This window comes from Streptomyces mexicanus (assembly GCF_902506575.1).
In the GTDB taxonomy this organism is placed as follows: domain Bacteria; phylum Actinomycetota; class Actinomycetes; order Streptomycetales; family Streptomycetaceae; genus Streptomyces; species Streptomyces mexicanus.
In genome coordinates this window covers 4,878,893-4,902,579 of sequence record NZ_LR732544.1, presented here as the reverse complement: position 1 = coordinate 4,902,579, position 23,687 = coordinate 4,878,893, and the positions used below count along the sequence as shown (strand labels likewise).

At 71.1% G+C, this 23,687-nt stretch carries 18 protein-coding genes, 1 tRNA gene and 1 pseudogene; 5 read left to right on the top strand and 15 right to left on the bottom strand.

Going from position 1 to position 23,687, the window contains the following annotated elements:
• Nucleotides 1–400 precede the first annotated feature (400 nt).
• From thrB to GV126_RS22025, 6 genes are all read right to left on the bottom strand, one after another.
• Nucleotides 401–1,318: a homoserine kinase gene (gene thrB / locus GV126_RS22055; RefSeq protein ID WP_159669572.1), complete on the bottom strand. Its 918-nt coding sequence runs from the start codon at nt 1,316–1,318 to the stop codon at nt 401–403.
• Nucleotides 1,319–2,253: 935 nt separating this feature from the next.
• Nucleotides 2,254–3,312 (bottom strand): threonine synthase, encoded by a 1,059-nt coding sequence (gene thrC / locus GV126_RS22045; RefSeq protein ID WP_159669569.1) that lies wholly within the window; start codon nt 3,310–3,312, stop codon nt 2,254–2,256.
• Nucleotides 3,313–3,318: 6 nt separating this feature from the next.
• Entirely contained in the window at nt 3,319–4,608 is a 1,290-nt protein-coding gene (locus tag GV126_RS22040; RefSeq protein ID WP_159673977.1) for a homoserine dehydrogenase, read from the bottom strand.
• A gap of 186 nt (nt 4,609–4,794) precedes the next feature.
• The gene (lysA, locus tag GV126_RS22035; RefSeq protein WP_159669566.1) at nt 4,795–6,186 is read right to left on the bottom strand and encodes a diaminopimelate decarboxylase; all 1,392 of its coding nucleotides are present in this window, start codon (nt 6,184–6,186) and stop codon (nt 4,795–4,797) included.
• A gap of 22 nt (nt 6,187–6,208) precedes the next feature.
• Nucleotides 6,209–7,345: an ArgS-related anticodon-binding protein NrtL gene (gene nrtL, locus GV126_RS22030; protein ID WP_159669563.1), complete on the bottom strand. Its 1,137-nt coding sequence runs from the start codon at nt 7,343–7,345 to the stop codon at nt 6,209–6,211.
• A 232-nt stretch (nt 7,346–7,577) separates the two neighbouring features.
• The gene (locus tag GV126_RS22025) at nt 7,578–8,072 is read right to left on the bottom strand and encodes a response regulator (RefSeq protein ID WP_159673975.1); all 495 of its coding nucleotides are present in this window, start codon (nt 8,070–8,072) and stop codon (nt 7,578–7,580) included.
• Nucleotides 8,073–8,210: 138 nt separating this feature from the next.
• Here GV126_RS22025 and GV126_RS22020 point away from each other — a divergent pair.
• Nucleotides 8,211–8,282: transfer RNA gene (locus tag GV126_RS22020), tRNA-Arg, on the top strand.
• A 286-nt stretch (nt 8,283–8,568) separates the two neighbouring features.
• On the opposite strand, the gene GV126_RS22015 is transcribed toward GV126_RS22020, so the two are convergent.
• Nucleotides 8,569–10,602, bottom strand: coding sequence for a TerD family protein (locus tag GV126_RS22015; protein ID WP_185948304.1), 2,034 nt, complete (start codon nt 10,600–10,602; stop codon nt 8,569–8,571).
• A 223-nt stretch (nt 10,603–10,825) separates the two neighbouring features.
• Nucleotides 10,826–11,526: pseudogene (locus GV126_RS35875) on the bottom strand (site-specific integrase); the annotation flags it as partial.
• A 291-nt stretch (nt 11,527–11,817) separates the two neighbouring features.
• Between GV126_RS35875 and GV126_RS22005 the strand changes: the two are divergent.
• Nucleotides 11,818–12,615, top strand: coding sequence for an AfsR/SARP family transcriptional regulator (locus GV126_RS22005; RefSeq protein ID WP_201299864.1), 798 nt, complete (start codon nt 11,818–11,820; stop codon nt 12,613–12,615).
• A gap of 66 nt (nt 12,616–12,681) precedes the next feature.
• Here GV126_RS22005 and GV126_RS22000 read toward each other — a convergent pair whose 3' ends face one another.
• The 5 genes from GV126_RS22000 to GV126_RS21980 form a co-directional block, all read right to left on the bottom strand.
• Nucleotides 12,682–13,245: a hypothetical protein gene (locus tag GV126_RS22000; protein WP_159669554.1), complete on the bottom strand. Its 564-nt coding sequence runs from the start codon at nt 13,243–13,245 to the stop codon at nt 12,682–12,684.
• Between the two features lie 304 nt (nt 13,246–13,549).
• The gene (locus tag GV126_RS21995; RefSeq protein WP_159669551.1) at nt 13,550–14,593 is read right to left on the bottom strand and encodes a hypothetical protein; all 1,044 of its coding nucleotides are present in this window, start codon (nt 14,591–14,593) and stop codon (nt 13,550–13,552) included.
• Between the two features lie 51 nt (nt 14,594–14,644).
• A complete protein-coding gene (locus GV126_RS21990) occupies nt 14,645–15,247 on the bottom strand; it encodes a NifU family protein (protein WP_159669548.1) in 603 nt (200 codons plus the stop codon).
• The gene (gene feoB / locus GV126_RS21985; protein ID WP_159669545.1) at nt 15,244–17,184 is read right to left on the bottom strand and encodes a ferrous iron transporter B; all 1,941 of its coding nucleotides are present in this window, start codon (nt 17,182–17,184) and stop codon (nt 15,244–15,246) included. The genes GV126_RS21990 and feoB overlap by 4 nt, the downstream gene beginning before the upstream one ends.
• Nucleotides 17,181–17,483: a FeoA family protein gene (locus GV126_RS21980; RefSeq protein ID WP_159669542.1), complete on the bottom strand. Its 303-nt coding sequence runs from the start codon at nt 17,481–17,483 to the stop codon at nt 17,181–17,183. The genes feoB and GV126_RS21980 overlap by 4 nt, the downstream gene beginning before the upstream one ends.
• 420 nt (nt 17,484–17,903) lie before the next feature.
• Here GV126_RS21980 and GV126_RS36615 point away from each other — a divergent pair, with 420 nt between their 5' ends.
• Both GV126_RS36615 and GV126_RS21970 read left to right on the top strand, forming a co-directional pair.
• Entirely contained in the window at nt 17,904–18,335 is a 432-nt protein-coding gene (locus GV126_RS36615) for a DUF6083 domain-containing protein (RefSeq protein WP_236570066.1), read from the top strand.
• A gap of 648 nt (nt 18,336–18,983) precedes the next feature.
• Entirely contained in the window at nt 18,984–20,747 is a 1,764-nt protein-coding gene (locus tag GV126_RS21970; protein ID WP_236570065.1) for a beta-ketoacyl-[acyl-carrier-protein] synthase family protein, read from the top strand.
• An 81-nt stretch (nt 20,748–20,828) separates the two neighbouring features.
• On the opposite strand, the gene ku is transcribed toward GV126_RS21970, so the two are convergent.
• Nucleotides 20,829–21,902, bottom strand: coding sequence for a non-homologous end joining protein Ku (gene ku / locus GV126_RS21965; RefSeq protein WP_185947985.1), 1,074 nt, complete (start codon nt 21,900–21,902; stop codon nt 20,829–20,831).
• Between the two features lie 95 nt (nt 21,903–21,997).
• On the opposite strand from ku, the gene ligD reads away from it, so the two are divergent.
• Complete coding sequence (gene ligD, locus GV126_RS21960) at nt 21,998–22,879, top strand: non-homologous end-joining DNA ligase (RefSeq protein WP_159669533.1); 882 nt, start codon at nt 21,998–22,000, stop codon at nt 22,877–22,879.
• Between the two features lie 222 nt (nt 22,880–23,101).
• Here ligD and GV126_RS21955 read toward each other — a convergent pair.
• The coding region (locus GV126_RS21955; RefSeq protein WP_159669530.1) for a nuclease-related domain-containing protein at nt 23,102–23,687 on the bottom strand (586 nt) is incomplete at its 5' end.

The following is a 23,687-nucleotide window of genomic DNA, read 5'->3' as shown; positions in this document are numbered from 1 at the left end:
GCGGACGTCGGCCTGTCTGGCTCGGCGACCGGTTGTGCTGTCCGGCTTCGGTCCTTGCTGTGTGGACCGTGCCGGGGCGGTGGTCCGCCAAAGCGGCGGAAGAAATATCTGGTGATGACGCTTCCTCGCGGCGTGACACCCGGTGTCACGCGTGGTCGCGTCGATTCCGGTACTCCCCCAGAGGGGGTTGCCCCACCTGTGGAGCGCTCAGCGTCCGCGTACGACGTACTGCCCGGATACGGCGTAGAGAACACGGAGTGTCTTGGGGAGCTCCCGGAAGAATGTTGGTCCCGGACGGGGACACGAAGCACCTCGCCGTGGTCAGGTCGGGTGCAGACTTGAGGTTAACACTACCGGACCCAACAAACATTCCCCCTCTCCATCATCCGGCAATCGCGTGTCAGCCCGCCAGCGGCAGCACGCTCGCGCCGTGCAGGTCCAGGCTGAGCCGGTTGGCGGCCCAGCCGCTGCCGGCCAGCTGTTCCACCTTGTCGGCGGTGCCCGCGTCGGCCAGGGCCATGACCGTGGGGCCGGCGCCGGAGATGACCGCCGGGACGCCGTCGGCGCGCAGCCGCTCCACCAGTGCGGCGCTCTCCGGCATCGCCGGGGCGCGGTACTCCTGGTGGAGACGGTCCTCGGTGGCGGGCAGCAGCAGCTCGGGGCGCCGGGTGAGGGCCTCGACGAGCAGGGCGGCGCGTCCCGCGTTGACGGCCGCGTCGACGTGCGGCACCGTGCGCGGCAGCAGGCCGCGCGCCGTCTCGGTCAGGACCGGCTTTCCGGGGACGAAAACCACCGGAACGATGGAATCGCAGGGCTCCATCCTGATGGCCCGGGCGGCGCCGGTCTCCATCCAGGACAGGGTGAAACCGCCGAGCAGACAGGCCGCCACGTTGTCCGGGTGGCCTTCGATCTCGGTGGCGAGTTCGAGCAGCGCGGTGTCGTCGAGTTTCGCTTCGCCGCCTATGGTCACGGCGCGGGCGGCGACGATGCCGGCGCAGATGGCGGCGGAGGAGGAGCCGAGGCCGCGGCCGTGCGGGATGCGGTTGGCGCAGACGATCTCCAGTCCGCGCGGCTGTCCGCCCAGGACGTCGAAGGCGGTGCGCAGGGAGCGTACGAGGAGGTGGTTCTCGTCGCGCGGCAGCGTCTGGCTGCCCTCGCCCGCGATGTCGATGTGCAGCCCGGAGTCGGCCACCCGGACGACGACGTCGTCGTAGAGCCCCAGCGCGAGGCCGAGGGCGTCGAAGCCCGGGCCGAGGTTGGCGCTGGTGGCGGGGACGCGCACCCGGACGGCGGCGGCGCGGAACGCTGGACCGGCCATCGCTCGTTGACTCTCCTTGAGCTGCGTGACGGTCGAGTGTCGTTCGAGGCGGTCTCGACGGACATCCGACCGGCGTTCGGCTGACGTTCGACAGGACGTGAGGACCCTCGGGCCGCGGCCGCGGAGACGACGCGGCGCCGCACGCAATGCGAAGGCATATGCGCCGGATGGGTTCAGTACAGCCTATCGAAGGAAGGTTCTGTGGCGACATAGGGCGCACAGGAGGCGCACGATGCGTGTCGTAAGCCCCTTGTGCCCCCCTCATCAGCGTCCCCCGGGGAAGGCGCGCCGGAACATGGCCCGGTTGCGCGACGCGCCGCACAGCGCCGCACGGGTCGCGGGCGGCGCGGGGGCGTGCGCGGCTGGGCTCGGAGCGCGGGACGGGCGACGTACGCGGTCCGGGGTGCCGGGCGCGGTGGCGTGCGCGGGACGGTGCCCGAACCGAGTCGAGCCACGAGGAGCCGCGCGTGCCGCGCGGAGCCGCTCGCCTGCGCCGCAGGTGACGTACGCCACGTGCGGCGCCGTGACCCCGCTACCGCAGGTGGCAGCGGTCGCGCCGACCGGCGAGCGGGCCGGACGGGCGGAGGGGCGGGGCCCGGCCCGCCGGCGCGGCCCCCGCCCGGCCGCACCCGGCCCGCAGCCGCCGCGCCCGGCCCGCCCCCCCCCCCCCCCCGGCCCCGCCCCGGCGCCCCCCCCCCCCCCCCCCCCCCCCCCCCCCCGCCCCCCCCACCCCCCCCGCACCCCCTCTCTCACGCCGAGCTGACGCTCGACCAGGCCGAGGGTGCGCAGGGCCAGGTTGACGAACGTGGAGCCGATGCTGGCGCGCAGCCGCCGCAGCTCGGCGGTGCTCTCGGCGAGTTCGGCGCGCAGTTCCTCGCCGGGGCCGGGCGCCCCGCGCCGCGGGCCGGCCCGGTGCGCGCCGCCCGGCGTCCGCGTCAGGCCAGGCCCAGCCGCTCGGCCGCGGCGGCCGCGTCGACCGGGACGGTGACCGGCTGCGGGGCGCCCGCGACGGCCCAGTCGGGGTCCTTGAGGCCGTTGCCGGTGACGGTGCACACGATCCGCTGCCCCGGGTCCACCTTGCCCTGCTCGGCGGCCTTCAGCAGACCGGCCACGGACGCGGCGGACGCCGGCTCGACGAAGACGCCCTCCTGGGCGGCCAACAGCCGGTAGGCGCGCAGGATTTCACGGTCCGTCACCTCGTCGATGGCGCCGCCGGACTCGTCGCGCGCGGCGAGGGCGAACTGCCAGGAGGCCGGGTTGCCGATCCGGATCGCGGTGGCGATGGTCGAGGGGTCCTTGACGACCTCGCCGCGCACGATCGGCGCGCTGCCGGAGGCCTGGAAGCCCCACATGCGGGGGGTCTTGGTGGAGACGCCGTCGGCGGCGTACTCCTTGTACCCCTTCCAGTAGGCCGTGATGTTGCCCGCGTTGCCGACCGGCAGGACGTGGATGTCGGGGGCGTCGCCCAGCATGTCCACGATCTCGAACGAGGCCGTCTTCTGGCCCTCGATACGCACCGGGTTGACCGAATTGACCAGCGCGACCGGGTAGTTGTCGCTGAGCGCGCGGGCGAGCGTGAGGCAGTCGTCGAAGTTGCCGTCGACCTGGAGGATCTTGGCTCCGTGGACGAGGGCCTGGCCCATCTTGCCGAGGGCGATCTTGCCCTGCGGCACCAGCACGGCGGAGACCATCCCGGCGCGCACGGCGTACGCGGCGGCGGAGGCGGAGGTGTTGCCGGTGGAGGCGCAGATGACCGCCTTGGCGCCCTCCTCCTTCGCCTTGGAGATGGCCATGGTCATGCCGCGGTCCTTGAAGGACCCCGTGGGATTGGCGCCCTCGACCTTGAGGTGGACCTCGCAGCCGGTGCGCTCGGAGAGCACCTGCGCGGGCACGAGCGGCGTACCGCCCTCACGGAGTGTCACGACCGGCGTGGTGTCGGATACCGGCAGCCGGTCCCGGTACTCCTCGATGATTCCGCGCCACTGGTGGGTCATTGCTGGTTACTCTCCTTCAACCCGCATGATGCTGGCGACACCGCGGACGGTGTCGAGCTTGCGCAGCGCCTCCACGGTCCCGTTGAGGGCTGCGTCGGAAGCACGGTGGGTGACGACGACGAGGGAGGCCTCCCCGTCCTTGCCCTGCTGACGGACCGTGTCGATGGACACGCCGTGCTCGGCGAACACGGTGGCGACCTGGGCGAGGACGCCCGGTTTGTCCGCCACGTCCAGGCTGATGTGGTAGCGCGTGACGACGTCGCCCATGGGCGAGACGCGCAGCGCGGCGTACGCCGACTCGCCGGGCCCGGTGGCGCCGCTCAGCCGGTTGCGGCACACGGCGACGAGGTCGCCGAGGACGGCGGAGGCAGTGGGCGCCCCGCCGGCGCCGGGGCCGTAGAACATCAGCTGCCCGGCGGCCTCCGACTCCACGAAGACGGCGTTGTACGCGCCGCGCACGGAGGCCAGCGGGTGGCTGAGCGGGATCATCGCGGGGTGCACGCGCGCGGTGACGGAGGCACCGTCGGCGGCCCGCTCGCAGATGGCGAGCAGCTTGATGGTGCAGCCCATCTCCTTCGCGGAGGCGAAGTCGGCGGCGGTGACCTCGGTCATGCCCTCGCGGTAGACGTCGTCGAGGCGGACGCGGGTGTGGAAGGCGATCCCGGCGAGGATCGCGGCCTTGGCGGCGGCGTCGAAGCCCTCGACGTCGGCGGTCGGGTCGGCCTCGGCGTACCCGAGCGCGGTGGCCTCGTCCAGCGCCTCCTGGTACCCGGCGCCGGTGGAGTCCATCTTGTCGAGGATGAAGTTGGTGGTGCCGTTGACGATGCCCAGCACCCGGTTGACCTTGTCGCCCGCCAGGGACTCGCGCAGCGGCCGGATCAGCGGGATCGCCCCGGCGACGGCGGCCTCGTAGTACAGGTCCCGGCCGTTCTGCTCCGCCGCGGCGTGCAGCGCGGCGCCGTCCTGGGCGAGGAGGGCCTTGTTGGCGGAGACGACGGAGGCGCCGTGCTCGAAGGCGGTGGTGATGAGCGTGCGGGCGGGCTCGATGCCGCCGATGACCTCGACGACGACGTCGAGGTCGCCGCGTTTGACCAGGGCGGTGGCGTCGGTGGTGACGAGCGCCGGGTCGATGCCCTCGCGGGCCTTGGAGGGACGGCGGACGGCGACACCCGCCAGCTCCACGGGAGCGCCGATCCGGGCGGCGAGGTCGTCGGCGTGCGTCGTCATGATGCGCGCCACCTCTGAGCCGACAACTCCACAGCCCAGCAGCGCCACCTTCAGCGGACGCGTACGCATCATCCGACCTCGTTTCCTCATACCGTCTACGGTGGGACCAGTCTCACTCACCGGACCGGACTTTCTGCCTTTCGTCCGGATCGTGAGACGTTTATTTCATTTTCGCCGGGCCGGGAGACAGGAGATCTTCCGGCGCGGAGTGCCACGTCGCCCGACGCCCGCCCGTGTCACCGGACGCGGCCCGTGTCACCCGACGTCGAGACGCAGGAGGTCCTCCTCCGTCTCGCGCCGGACGACGACGCGGGCCGCGCCGTCGGCGACGGCGACGACCGGCGGGCGCAGCACGTGGTTGTAGTTGCTGGCCATGGACCGGCAGTACGCGCCGGTCGCCGGCACGGCGATCAGATCGCCCGGGGCCAGGTCGCCCGGCAGGAACGCGTCCTTGACCACGATGTCGCCGCTCTCGCAGTGCTTGCCGACGACGCGCACGAGCATGGGATCGGCGTCGGAGGTCCGGGAGACCAGCGCGACGGAGTACTCGGCGTCGTACAGGGCGGTGCGGATGTTGTCGCTCATCCCGCCGTCGACGGAGACGTACGTGCGCAGCCCTTCCAGCGGCTTGATGGTCCCGACCTCGTAGAGCGTGAAGGCGGTCGGGCCCACGATGGCGCGCCCCGGCTCGACCGAGATGCGCGGCACGCGCAGCCGGGCGGCCTCGCACTCGCGCGAGACGATCTCGGTGAGCGCCTTGGCGATCTCGTGCGGCTCCCGCGGATCGTCGTCGCTGGTGTACGCGATGCCGAGGCCGCCGCCGAGGTCGATCTCGGGCAGCTCGACACCGTGCTCGTCGCGGATGTCCTTCAGCAGCCCCACGACCCGGTGCGCGGCGACCTCGAACCCGGACATGTCGAAGATCTGCGACCCGATGTGGGAGTGGATCCCGATCAGCTCCAGACCGTCGAGCCGCAGCGCCCGCCGCACGGCCTCGGCGGCCTGTCCGCCGGCGAGCGGGATGCCGAACTTCTGGTCCTCGTGGGCGGTGGCGATGAACTCGTGCGTGTGCGCCTCGACCCCGACGGTGATCCGGATCTGCACCTTCTGCCGCTTGCCCAGGGACTGCGCGATGTGTGCGACGCGCACGATCTCCTGGAAGGAGTCGAGCACGATCCGCCCCACCCCGGCCTCGACGGCGCGGTGGATCTCCGCCGAGGACTTGTTGTTGCCGTGGAAGGCGATGCGCTCGGCGGGCATCCCGGCGGACAGCGCGGTGGCCAGCTCGGTGCCCGAGCACACGTCGAGGTTCAGCCCCTCCTCGTGCAGCCACCGCACGACGGCCCGGCACAGGAACGCCTTGCCCGCGTAGAAGACGTCGGCGTCGGCCCCGAAGGCGGTGCGCCAGGCGCGGGCCCGCGCGCGGAAGTCGGCCTCGTCCAGGACGTACGCGGGCGTCCCGAACTCCTCCGCGAGCCGGGTGACGGGAATCCCGCCGACGGTCACGACGCCGTCCGCGTCCCGTGCGACGGTCTGGGCCCAGACCTTCGGGTCGAGGACGTTGAGGTCGGCCGGCGGGGCGGCGTAGTGCCCCTCGGGCAGGACATCGGCGTGACGGGGCCCGGCGGGGGGTGCGGAACGGCTCATGTCGGGTACGTCTCTCTGGCTCTCAGAGGTGGTCGGGTGCGTCGATGCCGAGCAGGGACAGGCCGCCGGCCAGCACCGTCCCGGCGGCTTCGGCAAGGGCGAGCCGGGCGCGGTGGGCGGCCGAGGGTTTCTCCTCGCCGAGCGGGAGCACGGCGGGCAGGAGGGGCAGCACGGCATCGGCGACGGTGACGAGGTGCCGGGCGAGCCGGTCGGGCGCACGGTGCGCCGCGGCCCGGGCGAGGACGCGAGGATGATCGGCGAGCGTGGCGAGCAGCGGCCGCGCGACGGCCGGGACATGGGTGGCTCCCGGCTCGGGCCCGAAACCGAGAGCGGCGGCGTTGCGGTGCAGGGCCCGGGTGCGGGCGTGGGCGTACCGGACGCGGAAGAGAGGGTTGCTCTCGCGCTGGACGAGGTGCTCGGCCCCGATCCGGGGCCGGTCGTGCCCGGCGGGATGCAGCAGTGCCCACCGCCCGGCATCGCGCCCGAGGGCGAGGACGTCGGCGGCGGGCACGGGGGCGGGAACGGGACGCACGAGAACAGGGGCCGCACCGGCACCCACGGCCTCACCGCCCTCGCTGTCGGCAAGCCCGTCGACCTCGTCGAGGCCGACGTCCCGCACCGCGAACAGCTCACCCCATTCCCGCGGAACCGGACCGGCGCAGACGACGCGGACGCCGGCCCCCTGGGACCGGAGCAGCCGGGCGAGGGCGTCGGCGACGACGAGGGCGCGCAGGTCGGCGGGACACCGCAGCCGAACGTCCTGGGCGGTGCCGTGGCACGCAGTGTCGGACGATGCGAACCGGTAGCCGTACCCGTACCGAACGCCGTCCCGCAGGACGTCCTCCACCAGCCGCACGGAACCTCCCTCGGCCTGCCCGTCCTCAAGACTGATGTTGAGGAAACCGGGCCCGGTGACGACGACGTCGCGGATGCCGTCGAGGGCGAGGAGGTGGGAGCGCAGCACCTCGGCGACGCGCAGCGGAGGCTGACCGGCGGGCCGGGCGAGCCGGAGGGCGATGGCGGTGGCGTAGTCGCCACAGCCGCCGGGCCCGGGCGGCGCGACGACCGCCCGCTCCGGAACGCTCACGCACAGCTCTCCCCCGTCGACAGCACGACGTACCGCGCGCAGCACGGTGCGGGAGAGTTCCACGGGGGTCACGGGACAAGCGTAGGGGAGGAGGCGGGTGGGCAGGCGAACGGATTTGCCGAGGTATCGCCATGTGGACGCCCGCCACCCATGATCGGACGCCCGGCCGCGACCGCGCTGCCCGATCACCGCGCCGGAGGATCAACCCGGGTTGCGCCCGGATCAACCCCGGTTGCGCCCGGACTAGCCCGGGTCGCAACGGCATCGACCCCGGTCTCGCCCGATCGACCCGGTCTCGCCCGGATCAGCTCTGGTTGCGCCCGGCCCGCTCGGCATCCCCCGGGCCGCCGGGCCCTCCGGGACCGACACCTCGCACCCGCCCCGCGACCAGGTCCAGCACGAGCCGCACCAGCTGGGCCGGCTCGAACGGCTTGGCGAGGAAGGCGTCGACGCCGACATCGAGCCCGGCCTCGACCTCGCGCTGCGTACAGGCGCTCACCAGCGCGAGAGGAAGATCACGGGTACGGGGATCGGCCCGCAACCGGGCCGCGGTGGCGAGCCCGTCCAGCCGGGGCATGACGACATCCAGGGTGACGGCGTCGGGCCGCACCCGATGCACGACATCCAGACACTCGACCCCATCGGCCGCGGTCACGACCTCGAGCCCCTCGAGCTCGAGATTGACCCTGATCAGCTGCCGGATGACCTTGTTGTCGTCCACAACAAGCACCCGGCCCGAAGCGCCTGACACAACTCGAGAGTAGGTCGGCACCGGCCACCGCGTCCGGGTTTTCCCCACTTCCACCCCGTCCGGGCGACGGGGTGGAAGTGGGGTGGACGCGTCCGGGCCGGCGGCCACCCCGGAAAACGTTCATGACCACCCCCGCGGAGCTGGTAGTGTTCTACTCGTCGCCGCGCAGAGAGCGCGACGAACCCCGCCCCCGTAGCTCAGGGGATAGAGCAACGGCCTCCGGAGCCGTGTGCGCAGGTTCGAATCCTGCCGGGGGCACACTGTGTAAGTGTGCCTAAGACCCCGTGACCAGCGGAAACGCTGAGTACGGGGTCTTTTTGTTTGTGCAGGCGTGTGCCGTCCGGAGCGGCCGTATGTCGGGGGCTGTCGACTATTCGAGGACAGATGTTGGAGCGTCTGCCCAGGTCAACCCCTGCAAATGGGAAGGCCCCCGGACGAGTCCGGGGGCTCACGCTCCTCAATGACCGTAGCCCTTCGCCGACAGGAGCCCGCGACTGCCAGCGGCAGCCACACGCAGCCTGCCGGCCAACGTGATTGCTACGGCTCAGCCCGTCGCCGCCCCTCGCTTGGACGATGCTCGGCGGGGTGTCGCACGATCCAAATGGACCACCACGGTGGAGTAAAAGCGGTGCACCGCGTCGTCGACGCTACGGATGAAGCCGGACTCGGCGTTGCCGCGGCTGCTTCCCATGCTCTTGACCAAAGACAGGCGGAAGCCGGTGATGCGGGTGCCGCTGTCCTTCGGGAGCATGTCCGCCGGCTCGGGGCGGAGCCGTTCCAGGGTGCCCCGCGGGCCACCTTGCTCCCCGTCGACAAGGGTTTCGATGTGGAGAGTCGCTGGTGCTTCTTCCAAGTTCCGGATGAGCCGTTTCGCCCAGGACAGGGGGTAGCCCTGCTCTGGTGCAGGGATCTCGATAGAGGTGCGCAGCTTGCCTGTGCGGAGGTCCGCGCTGACCGCCAGGATGCCGGGCGTTCCCTCGATGCGCAGTTCCGCCTGCAGTTTTCCATCGAGGCAGAGCTGATCGGCGAAGCGGCTCCGGCGTGCCCCTGGATCCGTTCCCCGCCTGATGCGCTGCACAGGCAGTACCTTCTGCCCCAGTTCGCCGCCGAGCCCGAGACATACCTGCCGGATGAGCCGCTCCCAGCTCTCGACGACCTCCAGTGCGCGCGAGTCTCCCTGGCACAGGGTTTCGTCGTCGATTCCGTTGCGTACGGGGACCCAGGCCGGACCCATGTTCTGGAAGCCGTGGCAGCCGGAGTTGTCGTGCTGCAGGTAGTACAGCAGCTCCTGCAGCAGCCAGGCGTGCGCCGCGTTGCCGACGCCCTCGTGGCGGATCAGCATCTGTGCCTGGTGCGTGACTTCTGCCCAAGAAAGGTGCCATAGGGCGACCTTGTGCTTGCGCCGTCCGTCGATCTTCACGTCGACGAGCGGGCTGCCCTCCAACGCTACGTCGTTCGACAGCGTGATCACGGCCTCGTAGCCACGGCGCGCGGCGATGTCCATGTACGCCTGCACCTGATCAGCCTTGAGGGCGTTGCCGTTGGTCTTCGTCTCGACCAGGGCCGTCCACAGCTTGCCGGCCCGCTCGACGCGAATCACCCCGTCGGGGCGCCGCGGGGTGTCGCCGTGCGGCAGGGTGACCTCAGTGAAGGTCTCCATCCGACCTGCCGGCGCTCCAAACGCTGCGGTCAGTCTCCTGCCGAACTCCGGCACCTGCGCCATCACCGACAGCAGCACCGAGGTGGCCCGCATTTCACGGTCCCGGTCGCTCTTCAGCGCCGACACTGGAAAGAGCCGGGCCTCCCTCCACGACTCGTTCTCCGCCAAGGTCTTCTTGGCCACCTTGGGCAGGGTGATCTTCTTCTTCGCGGTACGAGGTCGAGCAGTCGTCGGCTTCCGTGACTCGCTGCCTTCGGGTTGACGAGGAGACGGAACGTGCTCGGGCGCTCGTTGTGGACTCAGCTCATCAACCGCAACCGAGGCCGTCACGCCCTCATGATCGACGCTCGCCTCATCGTCCTGCGCTTCTACTGCTTCCGCGTCGTCCTCGATATCGACGCCGAAGTCCGTTGCCAGACCGGCGAGACCGGTGGCATAGCCTTGACCGACAGCGCGGAACTTCCACTCGTCTCCGCGCCGATACAGCTCACCGAAGATGATCGCGCTCATCGAGTCGACGTCGTCGATGGCAAAGCGAAGAAGGTCCTCACCAGCTCCGTCGGCCAGCGACAGCCGCACGTCCTCAAGCTCACCGAAACGCGCTCCGTTGTAACGGCTAGCAGCCACAACTATGCGGTCGACATGAGCAGGGACCGCAGTCAGATCGAAGCTGATTCGGTCCTCGTTTCCGTCCGCCGTCGGCATTTTACCCAGAAGCTGCACACTGCCGTCAGCGGCAACTGGGTTGTTGTAGAAGTAGAAGTCGGTGTCGCTACGAACCTTTCCGTTCAGGTCCAGCAACAGAACCGAGACGTCTGCGTCGCCTTCGCCGGTCGGGCTCCCCCAGCCCAGACTGACGATCACCGAACCGACGTTCTCACTCAGGGCTGACAGCGCTACATTCGAGCCCTTGATCATTTCATGCACAATGCCCCCCAACCAACGCAAGCCGGGCACACAAGTGCTTACGTCCCAGCCGCCTGACAAGCGACGCAGTATGACGCGCCGCGCACAAGTAACTGTAGTGCTCACGGAGCGGAGCGCGAGGCCAAACGGGACCTTCGTACCTCCCCCAGATCGGCTGCATCAATGGCTCAGCCCCCAGACGAAGCCGGGGGCCTGAGCTTGATGCCGTACATGATCATTCGTACTCACGCAGCAACTCTTCGATCTTGCGGTTGGCGATCTCCTGCCGCCCGTCGATGCACTTGGCGTAGCGGTTCAGCAAGACCTCAACACTGTTGCCCGCGCGTTGGCCCACCTCGGTTGGATCGACCCGGAGTTGAGCCACGTCGACAACGCCGAATGTCCGAGATCGTACGGCCGAGCAGCGAGCGGCGAAGCGACCGCGGCCGGCGGGAGCGCCAGCGCCCGAGCTTCTTGCCAGACGCGGTAGTACGTCGAGGACCCGACCACTCCCCCGCGCTCGTCAGTGAACAGCCGCCCGTTATCAGCCGCGCCGAACGTATCGAGATGCTGCCGAAGAATGGTGACGAGTTGGGGCGGGATCGGCACGAGCCGGACCGCTTCCGCCGGCCGGTTCTTGAGACCTCGGTCATCGTGGGCTTCGCCGGAATCCGTCCACTGCTTGCCGACACTGGGACGCGTCCAGTTCAGCAGGGCCGTCCCCCAGCCAGCCTCAGGCAGCTTCACGTCCGCACTGGTGAGGCCGACGGCCTCAGCCGGACGCAGAGCGCCGTAGTACATGCAGGCAAAGAGGCCGACGAGCCGACGGCCACGCGCACGGCCGTACCCACCGACGTACGAGACCGCGGTCAGCAAGGAGCGAGCCTGCTCAGGATTGGCGACCACCCGGGGATCGACCTCCCCGGCGACCTTCGGCCCCGTGGCACCTGCGGGCCGGTGCCACCTTCCGGTTCAGCGCTTGTGAGGACGCCGTTCCTGGCATGGGTGCCGCGTCGGGAAGCCGGAATCACCCCAGCCGGAGGGGCCTGTGCGGGGCCGCTTTGTACGGTTAGACAATCCTCGGCGGGCGGCGCAGCATGGATTTGTTGGGAGGTGTGAAGATCGCGGGTCCTTGGGGTGTCGCCACCTGCGGGCTCCCGGGTCGACCGAATCGCGAGCGATCACACGGCTATGGTCTCAGACGATCTCCCTGCCTCTTCTCTCTCGGTGAAGAGCAGGCCATCCGTACACCTGGCTCTCCTCGGTGGTTTTGATCTCGTAGTCGATGACGTTCCGGTGGCGGTCCCGGTGGGCTCCAAGCGGCTCCTGGCGTTCATCGCACTCAATTACCGCGTTTCCGTCCCCAGGGCCCTGATCGCCGGAAATCTGTGGCCCGACGTGTGCGAACAGAAAGCTCACACGAACCTCCGGGCAGCGCTGACACGTCTGCACGACCTCGGCCGGATGGCGCTGGACGTCTCTCCCTGCGAGGTGCGTCTCGCGCGGAAGGTCACCGTCGACCTCTACGACGCCCGTTCGCTGGCCCAGCACATCCTTGATCCCCGCGTCCCGGCCGAGGATCTCGAGCTCAACGCAGCGACCGTGGACCAGCTCTCCGCCGATCTGCTGCCCGGGTGGTACGACGAGTGGGCTGTACTGGAGGCGGAGAAATGGCACCAGCTCCGACTCCATGCCCTTGAGCAACTGGCCGGAGAGTTCATCGACACCGAGCAGTTCGCCGGGGCAGTCACTGCCGCCCACACGGCCGTGCAGGCGGATCCGCTGCGGGAGAGCAGCCAGGCCTCGTTGATCCGCGCCCACCTGGCGGAAGGCAATTTGGCTGAGGCGCTGGAGCACTTCGAACGCTACGCGCGGCGCCTTCGCAACGAGTTGGGACTCCGTCCCACACAACGGCTGCGCCGGCTCGTGGCCGGGCTGCGGCAACCGCGCACGGGGCAGTCGTCCCGGGAGGCGGACATCAGGGACCGCGACGCAAACGCAAGGAGCCGGGCCGGACCGCGGTGAGGGCTCAGGAACCCGCCACGTTCCTGCGTGGCGGGTTCGCTGTGCCGACGCGGGGCGTGGAGGCCGCTAGGACGACTGGTTGTTCTGGTTGCCGCCGAAGTTCCCGGACGACTGGTTGTTCTGGTTCCCGCCAAGGTTACCGGAAGCCTGGTTGTTCTGGTTCCCGCCAGTGTTACCGGAGGCCTGGTTGTTCTGGTTCCCGCCACCGTTACCAGAAGCCTGGTTGTTCTGGTTCCCGCCACCGTTACCAGACGCCTGGTTGTTCTGGTTCCCGCCACCGTTACCGGAAGCCTGGTTGTTCTGGTTCCCGCCACCGTTACCAGAGGCCTGGTTGTTCTGGTTGCCGCCAGCGTTCCCGGACGACTGGTTGTTCTGGTTCACACCCCTGTTACCAGAAGCCTGGTTGTTCTGATTGACGCCGCCCCTGTTACGGGTCGACTGGTTGTTCTGATTGAAGCCCTTGCAGGACTTCTTGTTCTTGCCGCACGGTGCTGTGGGTGCCGCCTTTGGCTTTGCTGCGTCCTGGTGCACAGCTGTGGCGGTCCCCACTCCCCCGCCGAGAGCAAGCGTCGCGGCCAGCCCGGACGCGGCGATCAGGCGAGGTATGCGATGCCGGATGTTCGTCACCATGGTGGTTTCCTTCATCTGAAGGCAGTTTTCCGCTTGCACCAAACATCATGAGGCGCGGGGCATCACCTTCCCGTGACGCAGGCGTGACCGGAGCGACCTCTTCGCGACGAACTGCCTCTGCGGGCAGGGTGGAGGCCCGCCCGCCCTGGCGAAATCAACCGGGAAAACCGACGCGAACCCGCCACGGGGGCCGTGGCGGGGTCGCGTTGTGTTCGCTGTTCGGCAAAAGCCGACGCCTTCAACTATTCGACCCGGACGCAGTCTGCTTCTCCTGCGGATTCGACTGCTGGATGGCCAGGGCGAGCTAGTCGGCCGCCATCGTGGGCCCGTTCACCTGGATGTTCTCGTTGCCGCTGCCGGTCACGCTCGTCGCCTGGTTGTTCTGGTTGACGCTGCCGGTGACGCCCGTCGCCTGGTTGTTCTGGTTCACGCCACCGGAAGAGCCGTTCACCTGCACGTTCACGTTGCCACCACTGGAACCGGCGTTGCCGCCCCCCGAGGCGCCGTACGCCTGCCTGGTCCCGGTGTCGTCCCCCGAGGCGCCGTTCACCTGGTCGTTCCGGTTGTCACCCGACGCACCGCTCACCTGGTTGTTCTGGTTGACACCCCCGGTGACACCCGACGCCTGGTTGTTCTGGTTCACGCCACCGGAAGAGCCGTTCACCTGCACGTTCACGTTGCCACCGCTGGAACCGGCGTTGCCGCCCCCCGAGGCGCCGTACGCCTGCCTGGTACCGGTGTCGTCCCCCGAGGGGCCGTTCGACTGGTCGTTCCGGTTGTCACCCGACGCACCGCTCGCCTGGTTGTTCTGGTTGACACCCCCGGTGATACCCGACGCCTGGTTGTTCTGGTTCACGCCACCGGAAGAGCCGTTCACCTGCACGTTCGAGTTGCCGCCCCCGGAGGCACGGTCCGCTTTTCCGTTGTCGTTCGACCAGGCAGTGGTCCTCATCAGCCGGTGCGGCGTCCACAGGAGGCCGTCCAGCAGGCTCACGGTGTGCGCGGCACGCGCGGTCTGCGCCGTCGCGCTGCGCACGGTCGTCTTCTCCGCCGCCATGTGCTGCACGTACGGGATGAGGCGGTCCACCAAGCCGGCGGCGAGGAACGGCTGCGTTCCTGCGTGCGGGAAGGTGCTGTAGTCGGCGGCACAGGCGGTTCCCGAGCCGAGAGCGACCAGGCCGCCGACCGTTGCGGCGGCGATCGCGGCCTTCTGGAGCATGCGCATGAAACTTGCCCTCCGTGCGTCTGCAGCGCAGAACTTGAGACCCATCGCAATGGGATGATCACTCAAAGTAGCTGCGCTGGGGGCGGGCCTTACTTCAGGAACGCGTGTCGCATCGCCGATCACCCGTTCACCGCTCCGGCAGCGGCGCACGCTCGCAGGTGTCCTGCGCCATCCCTAGGAGGGGGTCCGGCGTCGGCGCACGGTGAGCCACGTGCCTCGGGGCGCCTTGGCCGACTCCTCCGTCGCCCGCAGCTCCACCAGGTCCGGGAAGCGGGTCCGTAGCTCCGACTCCAGGCGGGAGTGGAGGGTGAAGCCGGCGGCCGGGCAGTGGGTACAGGTGCCTGCCATGCGCACTTCCGCTCGGCGGTCGTGGGCGGAGACGATCGTCACCTCGCCGCCGTGGGAACGGATGTAGTCGCCCGCGGGGCCGGCCAGGACGTCCTGCAGTGCGGCGCGCAGCAGGTCGTCCTCGGTGACCTCGTCGGCCGGGCGCCACTGCTCGGGGTGCCGGAGTGCGGTGCTGAGCGCGTCGCGGACCTGGGCTCCCAGGGCCGACCAGCTTCGGCCGTCGGCGAGGCGGATCACCACGGCCCGGGTCTCCACCTCGATGGAGGCGATGTCCCCGGAGTGGAGCATCGCGCCGAGTTCGTCCGGCGCTTCGGTCATCCGGCCGACGACCGGCAGCGTGCCCGCAGGGATCACCCAGCGGACCGTCTGCGGGTCGGCCCCGGCCTCGGGGTGCATGGGGACGACGGGGGCGCTGGAGCCTCCGTTCACGTCAGCGCTCCTACGACGGTGTGCGTGAGGAAGGCCATGGTCCAGGCCAGCACGAACATGTAGCCGAAGGCGACCGCGGGCCATCTCCAGGAGCCGGTCTCGCGGCGCATGACGCCGATGGTCGACATGCACTGCAGGGCGTAGAGGAAGAAGACCAGCAGGGCGGCCGTCGTGGCCGGGGTGAACAGCTTCTCGCCCTGGTGCGGCCCGTCGGTGTAGGTCATGTGGGTCAGGGCCTCGGCGGGCTGGTCGGGGTTCTGAGCGGCGGCGACCTGGCCGAGGGTGGCGACGAACACCTCGCGGGCGGACAGCGAACCCAGGACACCGATGTTGATCTGCCAGTCGAAGCCGAGGGGTTCGAAGACGGGTTCGATGGCCTGGCCGATGTCGGCGGCGAAGCTGTGGTCGACCTCGTAGGCCGAGACCGCGGTCCGGTCGGCCGGGTCGATCCCGGCGGAGCGCAGGTGCGCGTCGCTGTGCATGGGCAGGCTGAGCAGCAGCCACAGCCCGACGGTGACGAGCAGGATGATCCGGCCGACCTTGGACAGGAAGCCCTTGCAGGCGCTCCAGATGGCGTCGGCCACCGAGCGCAGGCGCGGCAGGCGGTAGGACGGCATCTCCATGTAGAACGGCAGCACCGGACCGCTCCGGCTGCTGAACCGTTTGAAGACCCAGGCCGTCGCCATGGCCGAGAACGCGCCGGCGAGGTACAGGGCGAACATGACGAGACCCTGGGCGCCGAAGGGACCGACCCTGGTGTCGGGGCTCACCAGCAGGCCGGTCAGCAGGACGTAGACCGGCAGGCGCGCCGAGCAGGTCATCAGCGGCGCGCCCATCATGGTCGCGAAGCGGTCCTTGGCCGACGGCAGGGAGCGGGTGGCCATGATGCCCGGGATGGCGCAGGCGAGGGCGGACAGCAGGGCGACGAACGCCCGGCCCTCCAGGCCTGCCTTGGCCATGAGCCGGTCCATGAGGAAAGCCGCGCGGGACAGGTAGCCGCTGCCCTCCAGCAGCGAGATCATGAGGAAGAGAAGGGCGATCTGCGGCAGGAAGACCAGGACGCCGCCCACGCCGCCGATCAGGGCGTTGCCGAGGAAATCGGACAGCAGCTGAGGGGAGACGTGCTCGGTGACCTGCGTGCCGAGCCGGTCGAAGACGCTCTGCACCGCGTCCTGCAGCGGGGTCGCGACGGTGAAGATGATCTGGAAGAACACGAACATCGTCGCGAAGAAGATGAGCGTGCCCCACAGGGGGTGCAGCAGCACGGAGTCGATGCGCCGGGTGCGGCGGTCGGCCTCGGGGACCTCATAGGCCGCGCTGTGCAGCAGCGACTCCACCCAGGCCCGCCGCTGGGAGGGGTCGGTGGGCGGCGGGACGACCGGCCGCTCCCACGCGGACCGGTCGAGCAGCATGGACTGCAGCTCCGCCAGGTCGTTGCGTGAGCCGCTGGTGACCCCGACGACCGGCACACCCAGCGCCCGGCGCAGGGCGGCGACGTCGAGGCTGCCGCCACGGCGGGCCAGCTCGTCGCGGAAGGTGAGCACCACGCAGATCGGCAGGCCGGTCTGCATGACCTGGGCGAGCAGCCCGAGGGAACGGCGCAGCGTCGTCGCGTCGATCGTGACGAGGACGGCCTCAGGAGTGCCGAGGTCCGGGTTCCCCGGGTCGAGCACATCGGCGACGACCTGCTCGTCCGGGCTGATCGGGTCGAGGCTGTAGGTGCCGGGGAGGTCCTCGATGACGACTTCGTGCTCGCCGACCCGCGCGACGCCCTCGTAACGGGCGACGGTCACCCCGGGGTAGTTGCCGGTCTTGGTCCGCAGGCCGGTCAGGGCGTTGAACAGGGTGCTCTTGCCCGAGTTGGGACTGCCGACCAGGGCCAGGCGGGTCCTGCCGGTGACCGCCCGGGCCGACACCGGACCGCAGTGCGCGCTCACGCCGTGCGCCGTACGTGGATGCCGGCGGCCTGCTCCTTGCGCAGGGCCACCTCGTAGTCCGCGACGTGGAAGACGACGGGGTCGCCGAGCGGTGCCTTGCGCAGCACGGTGACCTCGGCACCGGGGGCGAACCCCAGGTCGAACAGGCGTCGCGCGGTGCTCGGCTCCACCGACTCGTCGATGTCGGTCACCTGGCCTCTCATGCCGGGTCGCAGGTCGGCCAGTCGCGCGTCCTGCGCGGATTCCGCCGGTGCGGCTGTGTCGCCCTGCCGGCGCGCGTCCCACTGCACTGAGACCATCGACATCCTCAACCCCGCGATCACCTGGACTTCTTAGGGAAGGCTAACCTTTTGAACCGGTAGCAACGATATCGCCCCTTCCTGTGACCGCCCGCACCGGCCCACCGGCGCTCGCGCATCGTGTCGGCGGGGCACGGCCGAGCCGGCCCGGGACGGAAGGGGCTCATCGAAGGGGCTCGCCGTCTCGGTCCGGGACGGAAAGGGCTCATCGAAGGGGCTCGCCGTCTCCGTCCGCGGTGGTGTGGCGGGGCCCGGGACCGCACCGGGCGCGGTCCGCAGGCGGCGGTCGGCCGGGGCGCATCCCGCAAGACACCTGCGCAGATGCGAACGAGGCCGGATGCGACCTTTCAGGGACTTGCGTGGCCGCTCACACTCCTACGCATGGGGGCATCTCAGGGCAATGGGTGTGGTCCATGCCAGATGTGCGGTAAGCGTGATGCCACCGTGCGCGGGCGCGGCAGGATCGGCCTCCTGGCCGAACTCTGTGAGGCCTGCTGGCAGCGACTGGCGAACGACATCGCCGAGGAGGAAGGTGCCACGGCCGCGCCGCTGCCGGACCCGGACCCCGACACCATGACCTGGATCGAGCCGCCGGCCTGCCCCGAGTGCGGTGCGGAGGTGCGCGTGTACCCCACCAACTACGACCGCTGGGTCAGCCTGGCGACCCGGGAACGGCCCGCGAAGGACGTGCCGCCGCGGTATCGCTGGCGGCTGGTCCCGACGGCGGGCGGCCTCGTCGCCGTCCGTGTCCGGGGGATCGAGCCGCTGCTCGGTGATCCGGTGGTGCCGGATCACCGGATGTTCTGCGTCGCGGAGGAGGACGGCGCCGACGACGGCTGGGGCGCGCGGTGACCGTGCCTCATCCGTGTCCGGTCGTCAGCCTGTTCCTGTCGTGAGCTGCACACGCCGGGAACACTCCGGTCCCCGAGTCCCTTACTGGGTGGTGCCGTTGAGTGCGGATCAGGTGTCAGGCCGTCGTGTTCTTCCGTTCGGCACCCGCGCCTTCACCGCACCATGGCGCGGTTTCCGGTCCTTGGCCGGCCCGCGCCTGTCGCACACCCCGCGCGCGCACGAGGGGGTGATCAGGGGGCTGCCCGTGCCGGATGTCAGGCGAACAGGCAGCCCGCGATGTCGGGCCGCGGCTTGCTCTTGACGCGCTGTCCACGGGGCTGCGGCTTCTTCTGGTTTTTCGAGGCGCTCCCGCCGTCCGTCACGGTTCCTCGCGCCGGCGGCCCGCCCCGCTTCGGTTGTGACGTGCCGTAGGTCACAGCCCTGGCCCACCCTTGCCCCTCGGCGTGAGCTGCCGCACACCGGCTCGAGGAGCGGAACCGTCAACTCCGCGACTGAGCGGGCGGATTGAGGGAAGGAGCTTGGACATCCCATTTGATCCCTGTGTCCAGCGCCATAGCTTTTCGGGGCTTTGCCCCTTTCACTCGGGATGTCCCTCGAACGACACCTCGGGTCACAGGAAGCAGTGCTGATATGTCCCATTCATCCGAGATGCCGCAAGTCCCCCTCCACCCCCACACGGTGACCGCCGCCGAGGTGGTCCCCGGGGATCTGCTGGCCCTGTCCCAGGAAGAGGCCGAGCGCCGGCAGTGGTGTGTCGTGATGCACACGCTGCCCGAGTCCCCCGACACCATCCGGTTCACCCTGCGGCCGCCGCTGGGTGGCGTGGACCGCGACGAGGTCCTGACGCGCGGACAGCAGGTCGTCGTGGCCGGCCGGCGGGTCGACGTGGCCGCCGTCCCGGCCGTGTCCACCCCGCTCCTGGACACCGTGGAGTTCCACGACGGGGACCGGGTGGGCCGGCTGCGGGCCGTCGATCCGGAGGGCGCCGAGGTGACGTACGAGCGGCGATGGGGCCGGTGGCACCGGGACCCGGACGCCCCCGTCACGCCGGACGGCGAGCACGTGACCGACGACGACGTGCGCGGCTGGGCCGCCGACGCCGACCGTGCCGGGTACGTCGTACGGCACCACGCGCGTCCCCGGCGCGAGCCCGCCCCCGTCGTGCCGCGGCGGGTCGTCGTGACCGGGCTCGGGGCGATGACGCCGCTGGGCGCCGGGGTGGCGGAGCTGTGGCAGGGGCTGCTCGACGGGCGGTGCGGCATCCGGGAGCTGCAGGGCGAGGAGTTCCGGGAACTGCCCGTGCGGGTGGCCGGGGTGGTGCCCGTGGACCCCGCGATGCTGCTGCCCCGGGCGGCCGCGCGGCGGATGAACCGGGCCGCGCAGTTCGCCGTGCTCGCCGCCCGCGAGGCCTGGGCCGACGCCGGGTTCGCCGCGGGCGGGACCCGGGACAGCGGCCTCGACCCGGAGCGGGTCGGGGTCAGCCTCGGGGCGATCCTCGGCGACGCCTCCGTGCTGGTCGGCGGCGACCGCAAGCTGCGGGACAAGGGCCCGCGCGCGGTCTCCCCGCTCACCACGCCCATGACGGTGCCCTCCCAGGCGGCCTCCCAGGTCTCGCTGGACCTGCACATCACCGGGGAGGCCCGCACCGTGACGGCCGCCTGCGCCTCGGGGACCGAGGCGATCGGGCAGGCCATCGACCGCATACGGTACGGGCGCGTCGACGTCGCCCTGGCCGGGGGCGCCGAGGCCGTCGTCACCCCGGCGATCATGGCGTCGTTCGCGGCCATGCGCGCCCTGTCCGGCCACGGGCTGAAGGACGGGACCTCGCCCTCGCGGCCCTTCGCCGAGGACCGCGACGGGTTCGTCAACGCCGAGGGCGCCGGACTGCTCGTCCTGGAGGCCGAGGAGCACGCGCGGGCCCGGGGCGCCCGGATCTACTGCGAGGCCGCCGGCTGGGGGGTCTCCGCCGACGCGCACCACATGGCCGCGCCCGACCCGTCGGGCACCGGCGTCGCGCTGGCGCTGCGGCGGGCGATACGGGACGCGGGCGGCCACGTCGTCGACGTCGTCCACGTCAACGCGCACGCCACCGCCACCGTGGAGGGCGACCTCGCCGAGGCCAGTGCGCTGCGCGCCGTCCTGGGGCGGCCGGGCGTGCCCGTCACCGCGCTCAAGGGGCACCTCGGGCATCTGCAGGGGGCGGCGGGAGGCGTGGAGGCCGTCGCGGCGGCGCTCACCCTGCACCACGGGGTCGTGCCGCCGACCATCGGGTGCGCCCGCGTGGACGAGGAGATCGGGCTCGACGTGGTCACCGGCGCCCCGCGCCCGCTGCCGGCCGACGGCGACCTCGTCCTCAGCAACTCCTTCGGCTTCGGCGGGCACAACGCCGTCCTGGCGCTGCGGCGCCGCTGACGCCGCTCGCCCGGCCGGGGCGCGGAGGCCCCGGCCGGGCAGGGGGAGCAGATCGGGGGGTGTGCCGGTGGGGGTGGAGGTTCACGCCGTGCGTTTGCGGGCCGCCGTCTTCTTCGCGGCCGTCTTCTTCGCCGCCGCCTTCTCACCCGTCCGTGCCGCCGTCTTCTTCCCCGCCTGCGCCGACTTCGACCCGGCCGCCTTCTTCTCCGAGCCCGCGGCGGCGGCCTTCTTCGCCGCCGTCTTCTTCGCCGTCGACCGTTTCCCGGCACTCGCCTTCTCGGGGGCCGTACGGGCGGCGGTCTTGCGGCGCGGCAGGTGCCGGACCTCGGCCTCCTCCGCCGCCGCCTCGGCGCCCCCCTCCCCCTCGCCCACGGCCTCGCCCCGGGACTGCCGGGCGGCCCGCACGCTGTTCTCCAGGGCCGCCATCAGGTCCAGCACCTTGCCGCCGGGAGCCGGTTCGGGGGTCTCGGGAGGTGCCTCGCCGGACACCTTGGCCGCGATGACCTCCTCCAGCGCCTCGCGGTACTCGTCGTGCAGGTCCGCGAGGTCCACCTCGCCGAGGGTGTCCATCAGGGCGTCCGCCAGGTCCAGTTCCTTGTCGCGGACCGTGACGTCGACGTCCGGGGCCACGCCCTGCGGGGCGCGGATCTCGTCCGGCCACAGCAGGCCGTGCATGGCGATGACGTCGTCCACCACGCGGAGCATGCCCAGCCGCTCCCGGCCGCGCAGGGCGAACTTCGCGATCGCCACCCGGTTGCTGCGCTTGAGGGCCTCGCGCAGCAGCGTGTACGGCTTGGCGGCGGGGGCGCCGCTCGCGGCCAGGTAGTAGGCGTGCTCCATCTGCAGCGGGTCGATCCGGTCGGCCGGGACGAAGGCCACGATGTCGATCGTCTTCGCGGTCGGCAGCGGCAGGTGGGCCAGGTCCTCGTCGGTGATCGGGATGATGCTGCCGTCCGCGTCCTCGTAGCCCTTGCCGATCTCCGCCTGGGTGACCTCGCGGTCCTCCAGTTCGCACACCTTGCGGTAGCGGATGCGGCCGCCGTCCTCCGCGTGGATCTGGCGGAAGGAGACGGAGTGGCTCTCGGTGGCGTTCACCAGCTTGATCGGGATGCTGACCAGGCCGAACGAGATGGCGCCGTTCCAGATGGATCGCACGTGCAGCACCTTCCGCGGTCGTCGTGGCGTGCGGGGTCGGGTCGGTTCGGGGCGGTTTACGCCGTTTCCTCGCGATTGCGTGGTTTTCTTATCGTATGGCGCCGATCACAGAGGTGGAGGGGCGACGGCTCGCGCTCAGCAACCTGGACAAGGTGCTGTATCCGGCCACCGGGTTCACCAAGGCCGAGGTGCTGCACTACTACGCGACGATCGCCGACGTGCTGCTCCCCCACCTGCGTGACCGGCCGCTGTCCTTCCTGCGCTATCCCGACGGGCCGGACGGGCAGGTCTTCTTCGTCAAGAACGTGCCGCCCGGTACGCCCGAGTGGGTGATGACCGCCCGGGTGCCGCGGTCGGAGGGGCCGGCCCGGATGGTGCTGGTGCAGGACCTGCCCAGCCTGATGTGGGCGGCCAACCTGGTCACCGAGTTCCACACCCCGCAGTGGCTGATCGACACCCCGGGCGAGGCCGACCGGCTGGTGTTCGACCTCGACCCGGGGCCGCCGGCGACCGTGGTCGACTGCTGCCGGGTGGCGCTCTGGCTGCGCGAGCGGCTGGCGCGGGACGGGGTCGAGGCGTACGCGAAGACCTCCGGGTCCAAGGGGCTGCATCTGCTGGCCGCGGTGCGCGGGGCGTCCAGCGAGCGGACCTCCCGGTACGCCAAGGATCTGGCCGTGGAGGCGGAGCGCGCGATGCCGCGGCTGGTGCTGCACCGGATGACCCGCAGTCTGCGGCCGGGGAAGGTGTTCGTCGACTGGAGTCAGAACGCGGCCCGCAAGACCACCGCCGCGCCCTACACGCTGCGGGCGCGGGCGGAGCCGATGGTGTCCGCGCCGGTGACGTGGGAGGAGGTCGCGGAGTGCCGCGCGCCCGGACGGCTGGAGTTCCGGGCGGCGGACATCGCCCCGCGGCTTCAGGACTTCGGTGACCTGCTGGCACCGCTGCTCGATCCGGGGCGCGCGGCCGAGCTGCCGTGAGCGCCTCGGGCCGGCCCGCCCCCGCCGTCAGGTGCCGCCGTGCGTGCGAGCGGGTCGGCCTCCGCTGCCGCGTACGCGAGTGGGCCGCCCCCCTGCCGTGACCGCGAGCGGGAGCGCGGGAGCGCGGGAGCGCGGGAGCGCGGGAGCGCGGGAGCGCGGGAGCGCGGGAGCGCCCAGGGCAGGCTTACAGCCTCGCCCACGTCCGCCGGTCCCGGGGCGGATTCACAGCCTCGCCCACGTCCGCCGGTCCCGGGCCATGGCGTGCAGGGCCTCCACGTCGGCCGGTTTCAGGACGCCGCCCAGCCGGGCCAGACGGGGCAGGTCCCGGTCCTCGAGGACGCGGACCCCTCTGGGCGGGGCCGTCACCCGCACGTCGGCCGGTGCGATCAGGACCAGCGCGGGGCGGACCTCGGCGGTGAGGGCGTAGGAGGCGCGGTCGGCGGCGGCGCGGACCCGGCGGACGAGGGGCTCGGGCTCGTGGCGGCCCAGCGTCACCAGCGGGTCGGCGACCCGGACGCGCTGCTTGCGGGCGTACACGGCGTGCACGGCGAACAGTCCGCCCGGGCCGATCACCAGATGGTGGATGCGGTCGCCGCCGGGCAGCGGCACCGAGTGCACGGTGCGCCAGCCGGCGCCGTCCAGCCGGTCCAGTGCGTCGCCGGCCGTCTGCTCGGCGGCGAGCGCCCGGCGTCGGGGGTCGGGGCGCAGGCGGTGGGCCGGGCCGGGTTCCCGTTCCAGGGCGATCAGCAGGGCCTCGCCGGGGCGGTTCGGGGCCAGGTCGTCGTCCGGGTGGAGGCTGAGCCGGGCC